This is a genomic window from Poriferisphaera corsica (assembly GCF_007747445.1).
Taxonomy (GTDB): Bacteria; Planctomycetota; Phycisphaerae; order Phycisphaerales; family Phycisphaeraceae; genus Poriferisphaera; species Poriferisphaera corsica.
Map to the genome: position 1 here is coordinate 3,788,584 of NZ_CP036425.1, position 19,983 is coordinate 3,808,566.

19 protein-coding genes and 1 tRNA gene are annotated in these 19,983 nt (G+C 48.1%); 6 read left to right on the forward strand and 14 right to left on the reverse strand.

Going from position 1 to position 19,983, the window contains the following annotated elements; translation table 11 throughout:
• Nucleotides 1-227 precede the first annotated feature (227 nt).
• The 3 genes from KS4_RS15460 to lepA all read right to left on the reverse strand — a co-directional run bounded on the left by KS4_RS15460 (nucleotide 228) and on the right by lepA (nucleotide 3,640).
• On the reverse strand, nucleotides 228-701 hold the full coding sequence (locus KS4_RS15460) for a type II secretion system protein (RefSeq protein ID WP_145080200.1): 474 nt from the start codon (nucleotides 699-701) through the stop codon (nucleotides 228-230).
• A gap of 533 nt (nucleotides 702-1,234) precedes the next feature.
• Nucleotides 1,235-1,687 carry a bis(5'-nucleosyl)-tetraphosphatase gene (locus tag KS4_RS15465; protein WP_145080202.1) on the reverse strand — a complete coding sequence of 151 codons (453 nt, stop codon included), beginning with the start codon at nucleotides 1,685-1,687 and terminating at the stop codon, nucleotides 1,235-1,237.
• A gap of 135 nt (nucleotides 1,688-1,822) precedes the next feature.
• The gene (gene lepA / locus KS4_RS15470) at nucleotides 1,823-3,640 is read right to left on the reverse strand and encodes a translation elongation factor 4 (protein WP_145080205.1); all 1,818 of its coding nucleotides are present in this window, start codon (nucleotides 3,638-3,640) and stop codon (nucleotides 1,823-1,825) included.
• Between the two features lie 254 nt (nucleotides 3,641-3,894).
• Between lepA and KS4_RS17755 the strand changes: the two genes are divergently transcribed.
• The 3 genes from KS4_RS17755 (at nucleotide 3,895) to KS4_RS15485 (ending at nucleotide 6,836) form a co-directional block, all read left to right on the forward strand.
• The gene (locus KS4_RS17755) at nucleotides 3,895-4,050 is read left to right on the forward strand and encodes a DUF5993 family protein (RefSeq protein WP_200761346.1); all 156 of its coding nucleotides are present in this window, start codon (nucleotides 3,895-3,897) and stop codon (nucleotides 4,048-4,050) included.
• 52 nt (nucleotides 4,051-4,102) lie between these two features.
• Entirely contained in the window at nucleotides 4,103-4,735 is a 633-nt protein-coding gene (locus KS4_RS15480; protein ID WP_145080211.1) for a disulfide bond formation protein B, read from the forward strand.
• A gap of 217 nt (nucleotides 4,736-4,952) precedes the next feature.
• Nucleotides 4,953-6,836: a tetratricopeptide repeat protein gene (locus tag KS4_RS15485; RefSeq protein ID WP_145080214.1), complete on the forward strand. Its 1,884-nt coding sequence runs from the start codon at nucleotides 4,953-4,955 to the stop codon at nucleotides 6,834-6,836.
• 477 nt (nucleotides 6,837-7,313) lie between these two features.
• Here KS4_RS15485 and KS4_RS15490 read toward each other — a convergent pair whose 3' ends face one another.
• A complete protein-coding gene (locus KS4_RS15490) occupies nucleotides 7,314-8,111 on the reverse strand; it encodes a tRNA threonylcarbamoyladenosine dehydratase (RefSeq protein ID WP_145080217.1) in 798 nt (265 codons plus the stop codon).
• Between the two features lie 146 nt (nucleotides 8,112-8,257).
• Between KS4_RS15490 and KS4_RS15495 the strand changes: the two genes are divergently transcribed.
• Together KS4_RS15495 and KS4_RS15500 are read left to right on the forward strand one after the other, a co-directional pair.
• A complete protein-coding gene (locus KS4_RS15495; RefSeq protein WP_145080220.1) occupies nucleotides 8,258-8,731 on the forward strand; it encodes a hypothetical protein in 474 nt (157 codons plus the stop codon).
• A gap of 351 nt (nucleotides 8,732-9,082) precedes the next feature.
• Entirely contained in the window at nucleotides 9,083-9,985 is a 903-nt protein-coding gene (locus KS4_RS15500; protein ID WP_145080223.1) for a class I SAM-dependent methyltransferase, read from the forward strand.
• A 242-nt stretch (nucleotides 9,986-10,227) separates the two neighbouring features.
• On the opposite strand, the gene KS4_RS15505 is transcribed toward KS4_RS15500, so the two are convergent.
• From KS4_RS15505 to KS4_RS15530, 6 genes are all read right to left on the reverse strand, one after another.
• Nucleotides 10,228-10,692, reverse strand: coding sequence for a hypothetical protein (locus KS4_RS15505; RefSeq protein ID WP_145080226.1), 465 nt, complete (start codon nucleotides 10,690-10,692; stop codon nucleotides 10,228-10,230).
• 29 nt (nucleotides 10,693-10,721) lie between these two features.
• A complete protein-coding gene (locus KS4_RS15510; RefSeq protein WP_200761347.1) occupies nucleotides 10,722-11,318 on the reverse strand; it encodes a DUF2585 family protein in 597 nt (198 codons plus the stop codon).
• Between the two features lie 9 nt (nucleotides 11,319-11,327).
• Entirely contained in the window at nucleotides 11,328-11,651 is a 324-nt protein-coding gene (locus KS4_RS15515) for a DUF1294 domain-containing protein (RefSeq protein ID WP_145080230.1), read from the reverse strand.
• Nucleotides 11,652-11,809: 158 nt separating this feature from the next.
• Nucleotides 11,810-11,881: transfer RNA gene (locus KS4_RS15520), tRNA-Gln, on the reverse strand.
• A 177-nt stretch (nucleotides 11,882-12,058) separates the two neighbouring features.
• Nucleotides 12,059-12,790, reverse strand: coding sequence for a ribulose-phosphate 3-epimerase (gene rpe / locus KS4_RS15525; RefSeq protein ID WP_145080233.1), 732 nt, complete (start codon nucleotides 12,788-12,790; stop codon nucleotides 12,059-12,061).
• 83 nt (nucleotides 12,791-12,873) lie between these two features.
• Nucleotides 12,874-13,875 (reverse strand): aldo/keto reductase, encoded by a 1,002-nt coding sequence (locus KS4_RS15530; RefSeq protein WP_200761348.1) that lies wholly within the window; start codon nucleotides 13,873-13,875, stop codon nucleotides 12,874-12,876.
• Between the two features lie 456 nt (nucleotides 13,876-14,331).
• Here KS4_RS15530 and KS4_RS15535 point away from each other — a divergent pair, with 456 nt between their 5' ends.
• Nucleotides 14,332-15,075 carry a DUF4082 domain-containing protein gene (locus tag KS4_RS15535; protein ID WP_145080239.1) on the forward strand — a complete coding sequence of 248 codons (744 nt, stop codon included), beginning with the start codon at nucleotides 14,332-14,334 and terminating at the stop codon, nucleotides 15,073-15,075.
• Between the two features lie 60 nt (nucleotides 15,076-15,135).
• Here the strand turns inward: KS4_RS15535 and KS4_RS15540 are convergent, their stop codons facing one another.
• From KS4_RS15540 to KS4_RS15555, 4 genes are all read right to left on the reverse strand, one after another.
• Nucleotides 15,136-15,834, reverse strand: coding sequence for an AIM24 family protein (locus KS4_RS15540; protein WP_145080241.1), 699 nt, complete (start codon nucleotides 15,832-15,834; stop codon nucleotides 15,136-15,138).
• Nucleotides 15,835-16,008: 174 nt separating this feature from the next.
• Nucleotides 16,009-16,719, reverse strand: a complete 711-nt coding sequence (locus KS4_RS15545) for an AIM24 family protein (RefSeq protein ID WP_145080244.1) — start codon at nucleotides 16,717-16,719, stop codon at nucleotides 16,009-16,011.
• A gap of 291 nt (nucleotides 16,720-17,010) precedes the next feature.
• Entirely contained in the window at nucleotides 17,011-17,832 is an 822-nt protein-coding gene (locus KS4_RS17945; RefSeq protein ID WP_145080247.1) for a type II secretion system protein, read from the reverse strand.
• An 832-nt stretch (nucleotides 17,833-18,664) separates the two neighbouring features.
• Complete coding sequence (locus KS4_RS15555; protein ID WP_145080250.1) at nucleotides 18,665-19,855, reverse strand: phosphoglycerate kinase; 1,191 nt, start codon at nucleotides 19,853-19,855, stop codon at nucleotides 18,665-18,667.
• Nucleotides 19,856-19,983: the final 128 nt, after the last annotated feature.

The window sequence follows — 19,983 nt, forward strand, 5'->3', positions numbered from 1 at the left end:
GCCAAAGTAACTCATCCCCATTCGCCCGCCCTCGAGCCTTCACACCAAACCTAAACCCCATAACCACACCAATCCCCACCACCCTCATAATCCCCCACCACCTATTCCCCACACATCCTTCCCATCACCCGCCGCATCCCCACCCCCGATAACCTTTTTACTCCTCCCTAAAAAAACTGCCTCGGCTTCCACCGAGACAGCTTTCTTTGTTCATTCATTTACGCAATTTAGTCATCACTTGAAGGTGCACTTTCACCATCAACATCGCTCCAAGGAATACCATAGTCTGCATAGTTCGTTAACGCTTTACCGGTCAGCTTCAAGCGAATCTCACCTGATGTACTGTCATACGCCCAGTCAGTACCAACAGCGCTATTACGTGTAAACGGATTCGTCGGTGCTTTCTGCAAGTACGGGCCAAACTTACCGCTCGAATCAACTGTACCTGCAGCATCCGTCTTCTTCGTCATCGCATCCCAGCTACCAGAAAGATCCGGATACTCACCATTGTGTTCAATCTGATACAGTTCAAGCTGACTGCGGATCGATTGAAGTGTCGAGATTGAGCTCGAAGCCTTCGCGTTTTCACTCGCACTTGAGAACTGCGGAATAACAATCGCCGCCAAAATACCAAGAATCACGACCACGATCAGAATTTCAACCAGTGTAAAACCTTTTTTAACCATCTTTCGTGCCGACATAGTTCACTCTCCTGATGTTTCCACCAATGCTCTTGTTAACTCGTTCCGAACAGGCAACATGCCCGTCACACACTTCGGCCTGCTCCGCTTACTCCCCTCCATCCTTTGGAGAGCCAGCTTACACAAACCCGCTTTTTCAATTTTCGTCTACCTGCTTGTCCTACTTAAGCAGCCTTTTCGTTTGTTATCAGCCGCAAACTTTCACTCGCTTAACGCTGACAACAACTCCACTAACCAATACGCCTATCAGCAAAGCAAGCGCTTCGTCTCATTTATCTGTGTCACCTAACCACACACACTTACCCACCCCATATAACTACTACAGCCCGCACATCTAACCGCTGATTACCCCAACTTCACCCCTATAATCCGCACAAGTTAACATCAACAACCATCAATAAAATCGGCCATCATCCACTAATCCACTGAATATCCCCCTCTCTTTCTGCTTATCACCCGTTAATATCAATCCATCCATAGCGCGCATTAAAAAAGCGTGTTTTTTTCAAACACGCTCAAATGATTGACTTAAATCATTTGCCATCCAGATACGATTTCACCCGCTCAAAAAGCTCCCGTCCCTCTTTGAAGGTCATCCGCTCCATCACCCAGTCCGCATCTCCCCATTTCGCATCCAGCAACTCCGCTTCCTGAATCACAACCTCACCCCCCTGACTCGACACATGCTTTTCATGCACCTCACCCACATAATAACTCACCTTTTTGCGAATCAAATTCCCCTTCTTCGAGATATACTCATAGTACTCTTCAAACACCCGCCCCTCATTTAATGCCACATCCGTAATCCCCGTTTCCTCAGCCAATTCGCGCCTAGCCGTTTCCAACATGCTTTCTCCCGCATCCGCATGCCCCTTCGGAAACCCCCAATGCCCTTTCTGGTGTTTCACCAGCAAAAACTCTCGCCGCCCTTCACCGTCCTCAAAGATCGGCACAACCCCAAATGACGCATCCATCTTCACTTCCATATCACACACTCCCTATCTAACCAAAAGTTAGCCTCACCTTTTAAAACAACACAAACAGCAACAACTAATCTCAAGCAAAATCAAACGTAAAGATCGCGGTTCAGTACCTGCGATGCTTAAAGAATCGCACTAAAATTACTCGCCCGTATCTAAGACAGCCATAAACGCTTCTTGCGGAATATCAACCGTACCCACACGCTTCATGCGTTCTTTACCCTTCTTCTGCTTTTCAAGCAGCTTACGCTTACGTGTCACATCACCACCATAACATTTAGCAGTAACATTCTTACCCACACTCTTAATCGTCTCGCGAGCAATAATCTTCCCACCAATCGCTGCCTGCAACGGGATCTCAAACAAGTGACGATCAATCTCCTGTTTAAGCCGCTTCAGCAAAACGCGCCCACGGTACTCCGCCTTATCCCTGTGAACAATCACACTCAGCGCATCCACCCGCGTACCATTCACCAAGATATCCATCTTCACAAGGTTATCCCGCCTAAACCCATTGAGCTGATAGTCCATCGTCCCATACCCACTCGTGATCGACTTTAGCTTGTCATAGAAATCATAAATTGTCTCAGCCAGAGGCAACTCATAATCCAAAATTTGCCGCGTTTCCGACAAATACTGCTGCTTCTTATATTCACCGCGTCGCTGATCACACAGCTTCATCAAATCGCCTATCGACTTGTTAGGCGTAATGATCTCCGCCGTAATCATCGGCTCCCGTATCTCTTTAATCAGCGACGGATCAGGCAAATCAGCTGGGTTCGTAATCTCAAACACCACTCCATCTCGCTGCTCGATCTCATACGTCACCGTCGGCGCCGTCTGTACCAGACTCACATTCCCCTCACGTTCCAGCCGCTCCTGAATAATATCCATGTGCAGCATCCCCAAGAATCCACAACGGAAACCCGACCCCAGCGCCTCACTCGTCGTGGGCTGATACGTAAAGCTCGCATCATTAATATGCAGCTTCGTCACCGCCTCACGCAAGTCATCAAACTGCGTTTCACCACTCGGGTAAAAATCGCAGAACACCATCGGGTGCGGCTCTTGATAGCCCGGCAACGCGCACTCCGCCGGATCATTATCCAACGTAATCGTGTCACCAATATTCACGTCCGCCAGCGTCTTAATACTCGCAACCATATACCCCACTTCCCCCGCCTCCATCGGCTCTTTCTGCCGTGTCATCTTAGGCTTAAACTTGCCCAACTCACCCACAGCAAATCCTCGCTTCGTCCCCATCATCCGAATCTTATCACCAACCTTCAGCTTCCCACCAAACAACCTGAAGTACACCACAACCCCACGATAATCATCGTACTTCGCATCAAAGATCAGCGCCCTCGTCTTCTGGTCATCACTCTCAGGCGCCTCATCCCCCGCCTTCCGCGGGGCCGGGTCCGGCAACTTCGCACAAATTGCATCTAACAATTCCTGAATCCCCGCACCCGTCTTCGCACTCGTAAAAATGCATTCCTCTGCCGGCAACCCAAGCACCTGCTCTGTCTCCAAAGCAATCTCCTCAGGCCGCGCACCCGGCAAGTCAATCTTATTAATCACCGGAATCATCTCGAGATCCGACTCAATCGCCAGATACGCATTCGCCACCGTCTGCGCCTCAACCCCTTGCGCACTATCCACCACCAAGATCGCGCCCTCGCACGCCTGCAGCGCCCGACTCACCTCATAGTGAAAGTCCACATGTCCCGGCGTATCAATGAAATTCAGCATGTAATCCTCACCCGCATAGTGATGAATCACACTCACCGAACTCGCCTTGATCGTGATCCCACGCTCCCGCTCCAGATCCATGCTGTCCAGTGTCTGCTCACGCTCTTCGCGCTTCGTCACCGCCCCCGTACTCGCCAGCAACCTGTCAGCCAGCGTACTCTTACCGTGGTCAATATGCGCAATGATGCAGAAGTTCCGTATCTTCATGGACTTATAGCAACCTTATCAAATCTTGTTCAACATCTCCCCCCACTTACTTCGACACGACACCTCCACCCTCTATATAGACACACTATTGTAGCATCACTCGCCCCCGCCTCCCAACCATCAACCATCCCCCCGTCCCCCCACATCCCCTCCCCATCTTCCCCGATCACCGCCCATCTGCCTTTTTCGCCCCATAACCTCACCCTCCTCCCCATTTCCAACCAGCCTCTCTCTGCTCACCCGATCCCAATAACATGATGCTCCTCCTCTACATCCTCACCCTCCTCACCTTCTTCCTCGCATGCCGTGGCCACTACCGCTCCACCATCATCCTCTTCTTCATCTCACTCCTCTACGCATCACTCATCTTCGCCTATCACGCTTCCTCTCCCCTCGACATCCAACTCTAACCCCCCCCATCCCCCCAATTTCATCCAATACCACATTGATAAAACCCCCCACATGCAACGAATCGCCATGCCTCCCCAACCCCCACCCCTAAAACCTTCCCAAGTCCTCAATCTCATTCTCCTCACCCTCACGCTCATCGTCCTCCTCCTCCCGCTCGCCTTCCAATTCTCAATGCGCGAAATCCCCTGCCCGCTCTGCCTCCTCCAGCGTTTCGCCCTCCTCGGCGTCGCCCTCGGCCCAATCCTCAACCTCCGATTCCAAACCCACCCCCGCCATTACGCCATCTCTCTATTCAGCGCTTTGTTCGGCATCACCATCGCCACACGCCAGATCCTCCTTCACATCCTCCCCTCCACCCCAACCTTCGGCTCCCCAATCCTCTCCCTCCACTTTTATACCTGGTCATTCCTCCTCTTCACCATCATCATCCTCATCCTCGCCGTCATCTTCTTCCTCGACAACCACACCAATCCCCCCCCTCCCTCCCGCCATACTTCCCCCACACACCCCTCATCCACCACAACCATCTCCACCCCCTTCCGTACGCTCCCCCGCATCACCCAAACTCTCTTCATCGCCACCCTCCTCATCACCCTCTTCTATACCTACACCACCTATCGCATCTGCCACTTCTCCCCCTGCCCCCCATCACCTACCGAAAAATTCACCACCCCCATCGAATAACCTCTTAGTTCGCTCTGTATCCTCCCAACTTCATAACCTCAACAAGCCCCGCACCGCCGGTGCGAGGGGTGTGCTGCAAATACACCTCTAATCGCCTGCAACAAACGCGGGCTGACACCCCGCCAGCCTTTCAAATCCCGCATCACCACCCCCTCAACAAAAAACAAAACAGCACAAGCCCCTTGTATAAACCCGCCCTCCACGCATAATAAAACCCATGACCACCCGAGAGCAAATACTAAAAGCCATCTTCACCGCACTTCGCGACGAATGCACCAACATCCCCGGCCTCAAAGTCGTCACTACCCTCGTCGTCGAAATCGCCTGCCTAACCCTCGACAAAGACAAGCAGCTCAACACCTCTCTCCCCGATGACCAGTTCAAAGACTTACTCTCAAACCTCAAACTATCCGCCGAAAACACCGCCCTCGCCCACATCGAAATCAAAGCCCTCAAATGCGCCCTCAATCAAGCCTACCAATACACCCATCAAGACCTTCGCTCATTGCAGGATTTCACCGAAGAAGAATTTCAAAACCTCCGCATCTTCACCGGCGACACCAACCAACGTGTTCGATCACTCGAAAAAAAAATTGACCTGCTTCTTGATGCTCAGCAACAATATCCAACCCCGCCAACAAGTACCACAGAAATTGGCAACATCAACGTTGCCGGCAGCCAAAACATCAATATCACCAATAATCAAAACATCACAATCAATCAAACTCCATTAAGTGATGCCTCCAAAAAATCCATCAAACGCATCTTCCTCGACCTGCTCGGCCAGCAAGATATCCCAGAATGGCAATGGCCCGACAAACTCCAGGAAATCGCCGCCAACTACAATATAATGGTCAACCAATTAGCCGAACAGCAAGCCAACCCCAACACCGACCAGCAAACCAAACAACTCAACCAGCAAGTGACCACCGCCATCGAGCAAGGCAACCTCCATATCGCCCAAACCACCCTCCAAAACTTCATCGAAAAAGCAAACCAAGAAACCAAAACCAAACAACTCGCCGCCGCCGACGCCCTCGACACCCTCGCCGACACCTATGAAATCGAACTCAACTACAACGCCGCAGCCCAAGCCCTCGAACAAGCCCTCCAAATTCGCAAAACTTATCTCGATCCGGATGACCCAGAGCTAGCACGGTCAATGAATTGTTTAGGGTATATCTACCACACACAAGGCCAATACGATAATGCACTCCCATTCTTCGAGCAGGCACTACAAATCCGCAAAAAGTTCCTCAGCAAAGACCACCCCGACACCGCAACGAGTTGCAACAACCTCGCAAGTCTCTATGACACACAAGGTCGCTACGAAGAGGCCCTCCTACTGTACGAGCATGCGTTACAAATTTGCAAGCAATCCTTTGGTGAAGACCACCCCGACACCGCAACGAGTTGCAACAACCTCGCAAGTCTCTATGACACACAAGGTCGCTACGAAGAGGCCCTCCTACTTTACGAGCATGCGTTACAAATTTGCAAGCAATCCTTTGGTGAAGACCACCCCGACACCGCAAATAGCATGGGCAACCTCGCCAGCTTTTATTACTCACACGGCCACTACGAAGAGGCCCTCCCGCTCTACGAGCAAGCACTACAAATCCACCAAAAATTCCTCGATAAAAATCATCCCGACACCGCGACCAGCCTGAACAACCTCGCCAACCTTTATCAATCACAAGGCGATTATGTAAAAGCTCTCCCGCTCTACGAGCAGGCTTTAAAAATCTCCAAGAATTCTCTCGGAAAAAATCACCCCGACACTGCAAAAAGCATGGGCAACCTCGCCAGCTTTTATTACTCACACGGCCACTACGAAGAGGCCCTCCCGCTCTACGAGCAAGCACTACAAATCCACCAAAAATTCCTCGATAAAAATCATCCCGACACCGCACAAAGCCTAAGCAATCTTGCAGTATGGTACTGCAACAAAGGCCAATTCAAGAAAGCACTCCCGCTACTCGAACAAGCCGCCCAAATCCTCCTCAATACCCTCGGCAAAAACCACCCACAAACTCAGCAAATCATCGAAATCCTCACCTACGTCCGCAGCCAACTCAACCAAAATCAGCCCACCACTTAACCATCAACATTTCTCCTCGCAACACGCTTTACTCAAACAACAATCCCACATGCCATGCGTGTAAAATAACGAACACACCATCCCCCCCATCTCCCCACCCAACGACACGCTTTAGTGTAACAATTCACACCACTCCACCCCCTACAATCCGCGCGCACAAAAACACATCCCGCCACAAATCACCCTCAATTCCTTACCAAAAACAACCCAAAACCCACCAAAATACTTTCACGTCTAACCATTCCTCATCATTCCCACACACTTTTTAACCTCAAAACCAACCTCGCGCCCACATCTGTGCGCAAAACCGCGCTCAGCAAATTCCTACACCGTTCATAACCCCTGATATCCAACTAAAATTTTCACACAACCAACCCCACATTTCACAATACCGCTCAAAACACATTTCAAAATCCCCTCAATTTTCGCGCGCACAAAACCGCACAACAAAACATTTCATGCGCACAAACACAAATCTCAATCTTCCCGCTGCCCCAAAAGCAATTCCAATCCCACATGCGCACACCTGAGCCCAAACATCCCCGTCAGCGTTGGCAAACTCCCCATCGTCCGATGTTTCAATTCACCCTTCGCATCAATATCCGCCATCCGTTCATCCTTTACCTCACTCATTAATTCATCCGACCATACGCACCAATGTTCGCACACCCCCTCTTGCCGCCAACATCGCCCCGCTTCAACTTCTTCTCGATGCCGTTTTCGTAATTGTTTACGTAAATCCTTCGCCAGCCCGCATCGCCGTGTTTTCTTCGCGCGGCTCACATGCACCGCATCCGAATCCCAGCGCATTGCAGCCCCCATACTCGACACCAATCGCAAACCCCGATCATAACACTGCCACGCCAACTCGATCTTCGGCCAAAGCGAATCGATCGCATCAATGACAAGCGAGCTACCCCCAAAGTCCTTGGACACCAAATCCCCCAAAACATCATCCGCAGTCTCGTCATTAAAAAAACAATCCATCATCTCGACATTGCACGCACGATTGATATCCAAACACCGTGTGCGCGCGACCTCGGTTTTCTTTTGACCGATCGTGCTTTCCAGTGCGTACAACTGCCGATTCAGGTTGCTGGGCGAAACTGTGTCAAAATCCACAAGCCGAATATGCCCGATCCCCGCGCGGACGAGCGCCTCGGCGGCGAAGCTGCCAACGGCGCCAAGGCCGATCACAACGACAAAGCTGTTTTGTAATTGTTCAACCCCCTGATCGCCAATCATCCTTCTTGTTCTCGCAAAGCGATCTTCCATACTGAAACTCCTTCATCGGCTGCTCGCAAACCCCCTCCATATCTGTACCTACAAAGCTTAAAAGCGGTTTTCAGGCACATAATATTGAATGTCAGCCTGACAGCAAATGTGAGCCATGTCGGGTTTGGTTAAATGGGAGTTTTGACATGATACGAAGCAATCATCCGAACATCATCCTTCATATTGATCACAATCAAGCGAAACTGTATCACTTAAAACCAGAAGGGGATTATGAGGTGCAGGAAATTACGCCGGAGAACATGCCGGAAGATCGACCTCCATCGTTTAAACGTAAATTCTCCATTTTGCCAACGCGGTCGGCGCAAAAGTCGCGTGGCACGAAAACACCTCGTGGGCAAATCAATCCACAATACTACAGTGAGATCGCACATGCGATACGCAACGCACCATCTGTAATTGTGCTTTCGCGTGGGAAAGGGAAATCAAATGCGGCTAATTATCTGATGAAGCATTTAAAGGCTCATCACGCAGAGATCCTGCCACGGATTATTGAAAACAAAACGATTAATCGTCCGACCACGAATCAAATGATTGCGGAGTCGCGATTAGCCTTCGAACGACATGAAAACAATGTGAACATTGCTAAATTTAGTACATAAACTGATCTAACTGTCGCTTAGTATAGCCAGTATTGGATGCCAGCTTGTTGTACCTTAACAGCTTGTTGCACCTGAATGGTTTGTTGTACCTTAATGGTTTGGCATTTACCGCGACTGGACGGCTGGCCATTTATTGCGAATGGACCACTGACCGTTTGTAGTGATTAGGCCACTGATCATTGGCAATGACTAGACCAATCGCTATTTGTGTGATTAGCTCGTTCGTTATTTGTAACGACTGGACGACTGATCATCTTAAGTTTGCGCGCGATTGATGCGCTAACAAACGGCTTGGCAATACATGTGAGCCGCGTACTTGGCAAGTTTGCGGGTTGCGATTAGTCTAGTTGCATGACTGACACGAAGACGACAAAACGTGCGGGGAAGTATGAACCTTTTGATTGGTACCGCACACCCTTGTATTACGACATGATTTTTGATGAAGGTACGCAAGACGAAGCAGATTTTATTGAAGCAGCGGCGGAGCTTTACTGTGCGAATCGGCGGCGAGGTGCATCTGCACTGAAAATCATGGAGCCTGCGTGTGGATCGTCGCGGTTGGTGATTGAGTTGGCGAAACGTGGTCATACGTGCAGCGGGTTTGATCTTGAGCCGGGGATGATTGAGTACTCGAAAAAGTTGTTGAAGAAGCGGGGCTTGAAAGCGGATCTATCGGTGCAGGATATGACATCGTTCAAGTATCCGAGAACAAAAAAATTTGATGTGGCTCACTGCGTCGTTTCAACGTTCAAGTATTTAATCAAGGAAGCTGATGCGCGGAAGCATTTGGAATTGGTGGCGGAGAGTTTGCGGCCAGGCGGGATTTATATTTTGGGGTTGCATCTGACACCGGAGGATCAGACGGGGAAACTGCGTGAGCGGTGGACAGCGCATCGCGGGGGAGAGCATGTGACGTGCAATATTCAGAGCTGGCCGCCGGATTACAGGAAGCGGACGGAGGCGATTCGATCACGGCTGATCGTGACGCCGCTGAAGGGATCATCACCTGCAGGGACATGTGATCCACGGTGGAAGGTGGCTGAGACGAAAGAGACGAAGTACTACGAATCAAGCTGGACGTTTCGGACATACAACCTTAAACAGCTCAAATCGTTGATTAGGTCGGTGCCTGCGTTCGATCATTTAGCGACGTATGATTTTAATCACGATATCACGTATCCGATCGAGTTTGGGTCTCAGTTAGATAATGTACTGGTTTTGCAAAAACGTCAACCTCCGAAAGCAGAATCTTGAATCCTGTCAATTTGGACGAGAAGACAAATAACATGTGGCTTACACGGATCACAGATCCCCAGCTAGGGAAGATGTAATAAGTGGCGAGTAGGCGGTGAGATCCGGTATCAAGTGTGATCTTGGCTAATTTTTGGTAGGCAATGTGGTTCGGAGCGTAATCGCGTGGAACACGGCTCTGCGGCTATTTCATCGGAATGAATGATGGATTATCGTATTAAAATAGTTTTATCTTAATTTGAGATTCAACTGAACGTATCAACCAAAAACCCTAAAAACAAGAAAGCCAATACTAAAAGTTGTATGCAAATAGCGACGTAAGTTGCTACCCGCTGCCAACCCTTTCTTTTACGGTTCATCACAAATGATGGGATGATCAGAACAATCGCAATGATCGGTAAGATGGAAACTAACAATGAACAAAACGCAAGGGCAGAAGCAGCAACTTTCCAAGGAGGCTCTACCATTTCACATAATTCATCCGGCGAATACCGATGAATATATTTTAGATCAATATCCACATACCGACGTTTACCACAGGACGTACATTTTAACTCTGTTCTCTTTTGGACAATGAGTGGCAGAACAACTAGTAAAGTAAGGGCAGTATCAACACTTCTAGTTTCAGCGACAATACCTTTTTCATTACATATAGGACAATCATACAGAACATCTTCACCTTGAATGGTTTCTTCTTTGACTCCAATCATGACAGATCCTTAAAGATTAGATGATTATTTTAAGATCCTAGTTGCCATTGCGTGATGCTATCGATTGGATAGATGAGCATAATAACGTTGAGGGTGAGGTTGTCGCGGATGAAGTAGAGCATTGTGAGTTCAATAATGATGAAGATAGCGAGTGTCTTTTTCCAGCCCAAAATATAGGCGATCCAAAAGCCGAGGGCGCAGCAGAGTAAATCGCCGAGGGAGTTGACGACGGTATCGCCGGTGTAGCCTTGTGCGACGGTTTGGCGGTAACGGTCGATGACAATGGGTGAGTTTTCTAGTACTTCCCAAGCGGCTTCAATGGTGAGGGCTGCGAGGAAGAGCCAGCGTTTGCCGATTTTTATGCCGGGGATTTTGTTGATGGGACTAAGCGCCCAATAGAAGATAAAACCGTGAAGGACGTGGGAGAGTGAGTACCAGTCGATGAGGTGTTGTGAATTGTGGGCGGAATCGACTTCACCTCCCCAAAGACGAGGTTGGCCACATGCACACCACCAGAGTCGTCCCATGTATTTCATAGCGCCGACCATGCCGCCGACGACGAGGAGGAAGGCAAAGGCGTAGATACCCCATAGCCACATTTTGATTGTTGTTTTGATCAAGCCCATGCGAATATTTTACAGGAAGTGATTGGTTGCGTAAGTCAGCGCGGCGAAAAGAGCAATATAAAGTAACGCGCCAAGGATGAAGAAGAGGATGGCGCGCCATTTGAATGACCATTTGCTGGTTTTATGTCGCCAAATGAGCATACCGAGCGCGCTGCCGAGGGGGGCGAAGAGCATATATTTGTGTAGCGTTTTTTCGTTGATGCGTTCTGAATGGGATTTGTTGGCGTCACGGATTGCGCGCCACTTGTCGTAGCCATAGGTGAGGAAAGCGATCGTGTTTAGGGCGAATAACACGGAAGCGATTGCGATGTCTATCCATGAGTGCGTTGACATGCGTTAATGATAGTTGAGCCTGTAAATGGAGGATAATTGATGTGGGCGTGGGGGCATGATTCTGCTGCGTCGTGGGTTATTTCAGCCCACAAAAAAACCCATCTCTGAGAACAGAAATAGGTTTCAAATTTGTGCCATGCTCCAGCGTTTGCTGGAAACTGGCCCTCAGGGACTCGAACCCCGACTAAGTGGACCAGAACCACTCGTGCTACCGATTACACCAAGGGCCAAAATATCTAAACTGCAGTGAGCGGTTTAGTTCTGATGAAACCTGCGCTAAGCAGCACATCCCGCATCAGAGTGAGATATCCTACATCTGGGCGATTACTCAGTCAAACAGAAGAAGGCATCCACAAGGTATACACCGGTGGCAAATCATGGTGCTTAAGTGTTTTGTTTGAAGCGAGTTAGCGAAGCGCGGCGGGCCAGTATTTTGCACCATCATGGAGGGCGGCGATAACGGCTTGGCGGTCGTCGGAGCCGAAGACTGCGGAGGCGCTAACGATCATGTCGCAGCCAGCTTGGGCACAGGCTTGAACGGTTTCGGGAGCGACGCCGCCATCCATCTCGACGCGCATGGTATCGGGGCCATTTTCACGAAGCCATTGCACTTTGGCGAGGACTTCGGGCATGAACTTTTGACCGCTGAACCCGGGCCAAACGCTCATGACAAGGGCAACTTGGATCTGATCGAGGTATTTTTCGAGTGCTTGTGCGGGAGTGTCGGGGTTAATGACCAGACCCGCATCCATGCCAAGGTCATGGATCTGCTTGATGAGGTCGGTGGCGTTAACGCCTTCAACGCGATTGTTGCGTTCGGGATTGTCGGTTGTGACTTCCCAGTGGAAAGAGAAGTTATTGCAGCCTGCTTTGGCGAATTGCTCAACGTAATCCTGGGGACGCTCGACCATGAGATGGGCGTCTAGGTAGGTATCGGGGAGGTGCTTGCGAACACCTTTGACCATATCAGCACCCATCGTGAGATTAGGGGCGAAGTGGCCGTCCATGACATCGAGGTGAAGTGCGTCGGCACCTTTATTGATGACGTCATGACAGTCCATGGCCATCTGACCGAAGTCGGCGGAGAGAATGGAGACGGCGATGATGGGCTGCGACGGCTTGTTCTTGATGTTGAGCATAGGGATATGATACATCGGTTGAAGGTTTGATGCAGATGGCGAGTGAAATGGGTATGCGGTATTTGGTTATGGCTATTGGTTGATTAGATAAGGGATTTGAGGGATTTGATATCGGTCGTGATACGCTCGATATCGTGATCACCGAGGACGAGTTCTCCGCCACGGGCGTTGGCTTCGGCTTGCTGGACGTTGCGGGCACCTGCCAAGACATGGGTGACACCGGGCTGTTCGATGGTCCAGGCGAGGACGAGTTGAGCGAGGGTGCAATCGTATTTGTGCGTGAGGTCTTGCCAAGAGTCGAGGATGTCTAGGACATGGTCGCGACGTGTGGGCTCGAACCATGGGTTCCAATCGTAATTGCTTCGGATATCGCCGTCCTCGAAGGTGGTTTCGCGTGTGATCTTACCTGTGAGAAGGCCTTGCTCGAGGGGTTGATATGCGATGAAAGCGATATGCATTTCACGGCATTCCTCGATCATGGCTTCCTCTTGCTTTTGAGTGAGCATTGAGAAACGGGCTTGGTTGGAAACGATGTGCGCGTGCTTGAGGTATTGGTCGAGTTCGTTAACGGAGAGATTGGAGACGCCGATAGCTCGGATCTTACCTTGATCTTGGAGTTTAGTGAGGGTAGCGAGTGTATCGGAGACGGGCATGGTCATGTGATCGACGGTGGGCCAATGGATTTGGTATAGGTCGATGTAGGTAGTGCCAAGGCGTTGGAGTGATTGTTCAATTTCGTGTTGGATGGAATCAGGGCGCGTGTTGCGGAATATTTTCTTGCCATAGCTTTCACCAAAAGCTGTGCCTGTGGCGTCATCCCAGCGGAGGCCGCATTTGGTTGCGAGGACGACTTGATCACGTTTGCCTTTGATCGCGCGGCCAACGATTTCTTCGGATTTGCCAATGCCGTAAATGGGAGCGGTATCGATGAAATTGATACCCGCCTCGATCGCTGACTCTATTGCTCGAATAGATTCACTATCATCAGGTTCTTGGCCCCAAATGGGAGAGCCACCTGTGACCCAAGTACCGAGCCCGATGACAGAAGCGTGTATGCCGGAATCGCCTAATGGTCTGTATCTCATAGTCACAATCAACTTATTACACATGTGTTATTCGTGAGTTCGTTATCACTCATCGTCAAATGAGTCATCAATACAAAAATTAATGGTAGGCCAATATTCATGGCAAAGTTGAGATAAAGAGAAAAACATTATCGCATCTAAGGGAAGACAAATTATCAAATGTTACGATTGTCATTGAATTGGAGTTATCAGACAAAAAACAGAGGATTTTACTTAAAATGCGCGTATAAGTCATGCTGAAATGAGCGTACATATACATTTGACGCAATGATGAGAAAATTGGCATTCACAATAAATTGAATTCGTTGGTTGGGAACTCGTAATATCCGTCTCGTATCTGCATTTTGTTTTTGAGTAGATCTGGAAAATGGGTCTTCTGAAATCGCTCAACATTCAAAAGCTTATTTTTGCAATTCGTATGTTGCACGTTCTATTGTTTTACTTTTGGAGATGTGTATGAAAGTTTTACGTGATTTGATTATTAGGCGTACCTTTTCTGCAGGGAAGAAAAGGAAATTTGTATCGGGGGCTATGATGGGCACAATCGCTGCTTTTACAGGCATAGACAGCTCCGAAGCGGCTAGCGTCGAGACTGTTCTTCAAGACCAAGTAAATGGTGGCGCACAATATTCCATTGGTGGGAGTTCAAACGGCGCATCTGTTGGTTGGACATTTACGGTTAATTCACCGGATTTGATTGTGACGCAACTTTCAACACTAACGGGTGCTAGTGGAAATAATGATACGATTTCTCTATGGAATCTTGATACCAATGAACTCGTTACGTCAGTTAACAGCCTTGCGAATACTGATTCTTGGCGAACCGTTGAACTTGACGAAGGTGTCACGTTAGAAGAAGGCGGGAATTACGGGATTCTTTTAACAAGCTCTGCTGGAGATCAATATCGCAGGGTTATTGAGAGCTTTACTGAAAACTCAACAGGTGGAGATATCACGTATAACAATAGTGTTTACAATCCAATCTCTGGTGCTGTCCCAAGTTCATTCAGTTCACTTTGGAACTTCCCAGATGCGATCGGTGAATTCCAATGGTTAGTAGATTTTGGGTATATTGATCCAAACGAAGCTGCTAACTCACCTGACACGGTCGCTGTACCAACACCTGCAGCATTTGGCTTGGGTGCACTGACACTTGGACTTCTTGGATTACGACGAGGACGTCATTCACGTAATCAGTAAAACATTACAAATGCATCACATCATTAATTCGTGGCCTGCTTACGGTAACTCGTGAGCAGGTCATTTACGATAAAACTCATGTAACGGCTGCACGATCACGAAACCAGATCCTTCGAACTTCATTTGTAGCGTTTCACCTGAAGTACGGCCGACGAGTGTTTTGATTGAGATGTCAGCTTTGAGTTTTGGCGTAAGGCTGCCGGACCAAGCGATGGTGGCATTTGGATCAGTAAACACAGGTGTATGTGGTTCAACAATCAGAACCATAGGATCGTAATAGGAAGTTATGGCAAGAAGTCCGGTGCCTTGGAAGCGGACATTGAAGAGATCGCCGGAGAGCATTGCGACCATCTTTTTCATCATTCTGATATCCCATTGCAAGGTGGGTTCAAAGGCGAGAATATCGCGGCCGGTGACGAATATAGATTCATCGCGGAGTTGCAATGCGGTTATTTTTTTACCGAGATCGGCAAGATACACTTTACCTCGGCCTTTGATTTTGGTGAGTTGTGTGCCTTCGCCTGAGAAGCGTTTTTTAAGAAGACGACGTATGCCGTGCTCAAAGATCCCCTCTCGGATGAACTTGACGGCTCCTTGATATGCGATCATCGAACCCATTTTGGTCCAGATCATATCGTGAAGGTTCACCTCAAGAATGCGTTGAGATTCAAGTTCAAACAAATCATGGCCATGCATTTTTTGTTGAGCTTGTGTAACGAAGTCCGTGAGCGAGTAACGAGCCGCATGGATTTGAGTCATATCAGATCTCCAACTTCATACCGAATGGTATGTTGTCCAGCTCAGGATATGTACTAATTATTGCAGAAAGTTTGTGCGACTATTGTTACGTGGATCACAATATTGATTTTGATGACAAACTAAAAAATCCTGCAGATGCAGGATTTTGTTGAATGAATTTAGTTCGTAGATCAATCAGGTTGAGCTGGTGTTCTGAAAATAAACTTCCTCATATGGCTGTACGACGACGAAACCAGAGCCTTCAAATTTCATTTGTAGTGATTCGCCGGAACCACGTCCGAAGAATGTTTTGACTGAGATGTCTGTCTTAAACTCGGGCATGAGGTCACCTGACCATGCGATGGTCGCGTTAGGATCAGTAATGACAGGCTTACCAGGCTCGACTAACAGTGTCATAGGGTCGTAATGGGAAGTAATAGCGAGGAGGCCGGTACCTTCAAGACGGACATTGAATAGGCCGCCGGAAAGCATAGCTGCCATCTTTTTCATCATTTTGATATCCCAATCAAGCGTGGGCTCGAATGCGAGCACATCGTTACCATTCACATAGATCGATTCATTTTCAAGCTGAAGGATTGAGATTTTTTTACCTTCATCAGCAAGATAGAGCTGGCCACAACCTTCGGCTTTTGTGAGTTGTGTGCCTTCACCTGAGACTGCTTTTTTGAGTAGTTTACCGATACCATGTTCAAGAATTTTCTCGCGTGTAAATCTGATGTCCCCATTATAAGAGATCATGGAGCCCATCTTGGTCCAGACCATGCTATCGAGATTAACCTCGAGGATACGTTCGGATTCAAGTTCGAACAGCCCCTGCCCTCTATCTTTTTGTTTAGTTTTCTCGATAAAATCAGCGATTGAGTAGCGTGAATCGATTTGAGACATGGGGCGGGCTCCAGTAATTATTTTCATTTATTTGAATGGTCAATTTACCAAACTGAAGAATGACAATGATGAGCCCATTATGCAAGTGGAATTATTAGTTATGGGAATGTGTTGAATGATTTCTGCAAACAAGACGATACGCAATATTTATTAAGTTGCCATAAGAATCGAGGTATTTTAGTAAGTGCAGCTTTCTTGATGGCAGTAAAAAATAAGCCGATACATGCGTCTGCACATACCGGCTTAATCAATCGTTATCATTAATTTCTTAGATCTAATGCTTGGCTTATGTTACTCAAAATTCAATGGCACACTACCAACTGCACCTGTATATTTAAGCTCAATATATTCTGATCGCCATAAGTTCTTATCAAAACCATTCGCCGATTTGCCGAACGACTCCCATGATTCACCCCAACCAACAGATCCTGCATGGCCATCCATATAATTCACATTGAAGCTTTTCGATTGGCTATTACTGTTCCCCTCATGACGAAAGGCAACAAGCTCGTCATGATTCTTGGACACATGCTTCCATGAGCCCGATGATTCAAAGGTAGCAAAATGGTGTGAAAGACTTAGATCCCCTGCATCATTACGTGAGTTTCCATCCACGATATAGATTGCTTGGGAAGGGTGACTCATTCTTTCAATATTCATTGCGAGCTTGTCCATCTCGTGGCCATTACTCATATTTACACGGTACGAAGCAGGAAATTCTGTCTCAGGATCGCCAAGAACAATACGGACGTCTTCCGAGGCGTCGGCTGGACACCGAAAAAGACCATCCATATTCATCGTATCATTTAGCACATAATCAAAGCCTATACGCGGAAACTCATAACTCCATTTCTGGCCGAGCGTTTCCCATCCACTCCCAGAAAGGTACTCCATTGCCGCTACATTGTGCCATCCTTTGGGCACAAATCCCTCATGATTTACAGCAAATGCATTCGCGGCTGTCCCCATCTGCCTCAAACCAGAAAGACATTGAATGGAGATTGCAGTTCTTTTTGCAGCTCCCAATGCTGGCAATAGTATGCCAATAAGCAATGCGATTATTGATATGACAACTAATAGTTCAATTAATGTGAAAGCTGTTTTTCTTTTCATATTATGCCAACCTTATTTTAATAAATGCGTATTAAGTGATAAGAATGCCCTGTTTTCATACAAGTAAGCACATCACCCAAAATTAACCTGAGCATCACAAATCATTATGACGATAGCAATATGCATCATTTTCTCTGAATAGATTCAGTATATTTGGCGGAAAATCTGCAATACATCATGAATTGGTACGTAAGCAATTAATCTTCGACAATGTGCGACATAATCGTAACGTTCAATATGAGGTAAAATACTAAAACCCTTCAATTTCTATTTGATACATTTTTTGCGTTACTTTTACTAACTGCTCTATCATCATTTCCGGAAATATTGTTTCTACCAAAGACAGTTACCCGCCAATTGGCCGATGACTTATAGAACTGCTAAATACAAATCTAATTTTTAACTTTTAGATTTATGCCGTAAATTATATTTGTTAATTTGATTCTGGCCATAGCTCCAAAACATCAAAATATCGCTTGTTTCACAAATTTTTAGTCACCATTTAATTTGCCACACATATTCTATTTACAAGACGCTTATCGTTTCATCTTAAATCCGTGGATACATATCCTAGAAACCATATAAAACCTAGCTTACTTCGAAATATAGTCTCCTTATTAAACAGAACGTTGAACAAATATAGAACAACTATTGGCTCGCCCAATATCGTCAACACAACTCTACATATTCGCAATCACAAGTTGTTGTGTTAGGCAAATAAAAAGCAGCTCATTATGAGCTGCTTTTTAATCTCTAATTATGTTAATTATTTGAGGTAATGAGGTTTCTCACACCACAGCGGGTATGGGCTTGTGGAATGAGAGAGTTAAGTTTATTTTTCGTCAAGGAGCTCGACTGCTGCGAACTTCTTGCCTTCGAGCATTGCGAGGGATGCACCGCCTCCGGTGGAGACGTGGGTGACTTTGTCTGCGTAGCCGAGTTGTTTGACGGCTGCTGCTGAGTCGCCGCCGCCGATGATGGAAACTGCGTCTGATTCAGCGATAGCTTGTGCGACTGCTTTTGTGCCTTCATCGAATGGAGGCATTTCGAAGACGCCCATTGGGCCGTTCCATACAACTGTCTTGGATTCACGAACGATGTCAGCGAAAAGTTTTGCTGATTTAGGGCCGATGTCGAAACCTTGGAAGCCGTCGGAGATATCGTTGTCGACGATTTCTTTGTTGCAGTCAGAGGAGAATGCGTCGCCGCAGTTTGAGTCGATTGGGAGAACGATTTTGTCGCCACCTTTTTCGAGCATTTCTTTGGCTTTCTCTACGAAGTCTGGCTCGACGAGGGAGTTGCCGACTTTGATACCTTTTGCGAGGAAGAAGGTGTAAGCCATTGCGCCGCCGATGATGATCTTGTCGCAGATGTTGATGAGGTTTTCGATGACGACGATCTTGTCAGAGACTTTAGCGCCGCCGAGGATGGCGACGAAAGGACGGCCTGGTGTGGCGATGGTGTCAGCGAGGAACTTGATTTCTTTTTCAACGAGGAAACCACAAACGGTAGGCTTGCCAGCTGCTTTCATTGCAGATGGGACAGCGACCATTGAAGCGTGCTCGCGGTGACATGTGCCGAAGGCGTCGTTGACGTAGACATCAGCCATGTCAGCGATTGCTTTGCCGAAGTCTGCGTTGCCCTTCTTCTCTTCCTTAGCGAAACGAAGGTTTTCGAGGACGAGGATTTGACCCGCTTCGAGTGCAGCAGCCTTTGCCTTTGCATCCTCGCCGACGGTGTCGGTTGCCATGATGACTTCATTGCTGGAGAGGATTTCGCCTAGACGGGCGGCGGCTGGAGCGAGTGAGAAGGCGGGTTCGATGCCTTCACCCTTCGGGCGGCCGAGGTGTGACATAAGGATGACGGCGGCACCGTTATCGAGGGCAGCTTTGATGGTGGGGAGAGCCATCTGGATTCGACGGTCGTCGGTAATTTTGCCTTCGTTGAGGGGGACGTTGAAGTCAACACGGATGAGGACTTTCTTGTCAGCGACATCGACGTCAGCGATGGTTTTCTTCGCCATGTTCTTACACTCCAAAGATTTAGGGGTGGTTTTATTCTGGATCGGTTGAACAATAGAGGCCATCTCGGAGAGATTCCAGAGGATAGCTGGGGGTTATTATATCGAAAAATCAGGGCAAGGTTGGCGGG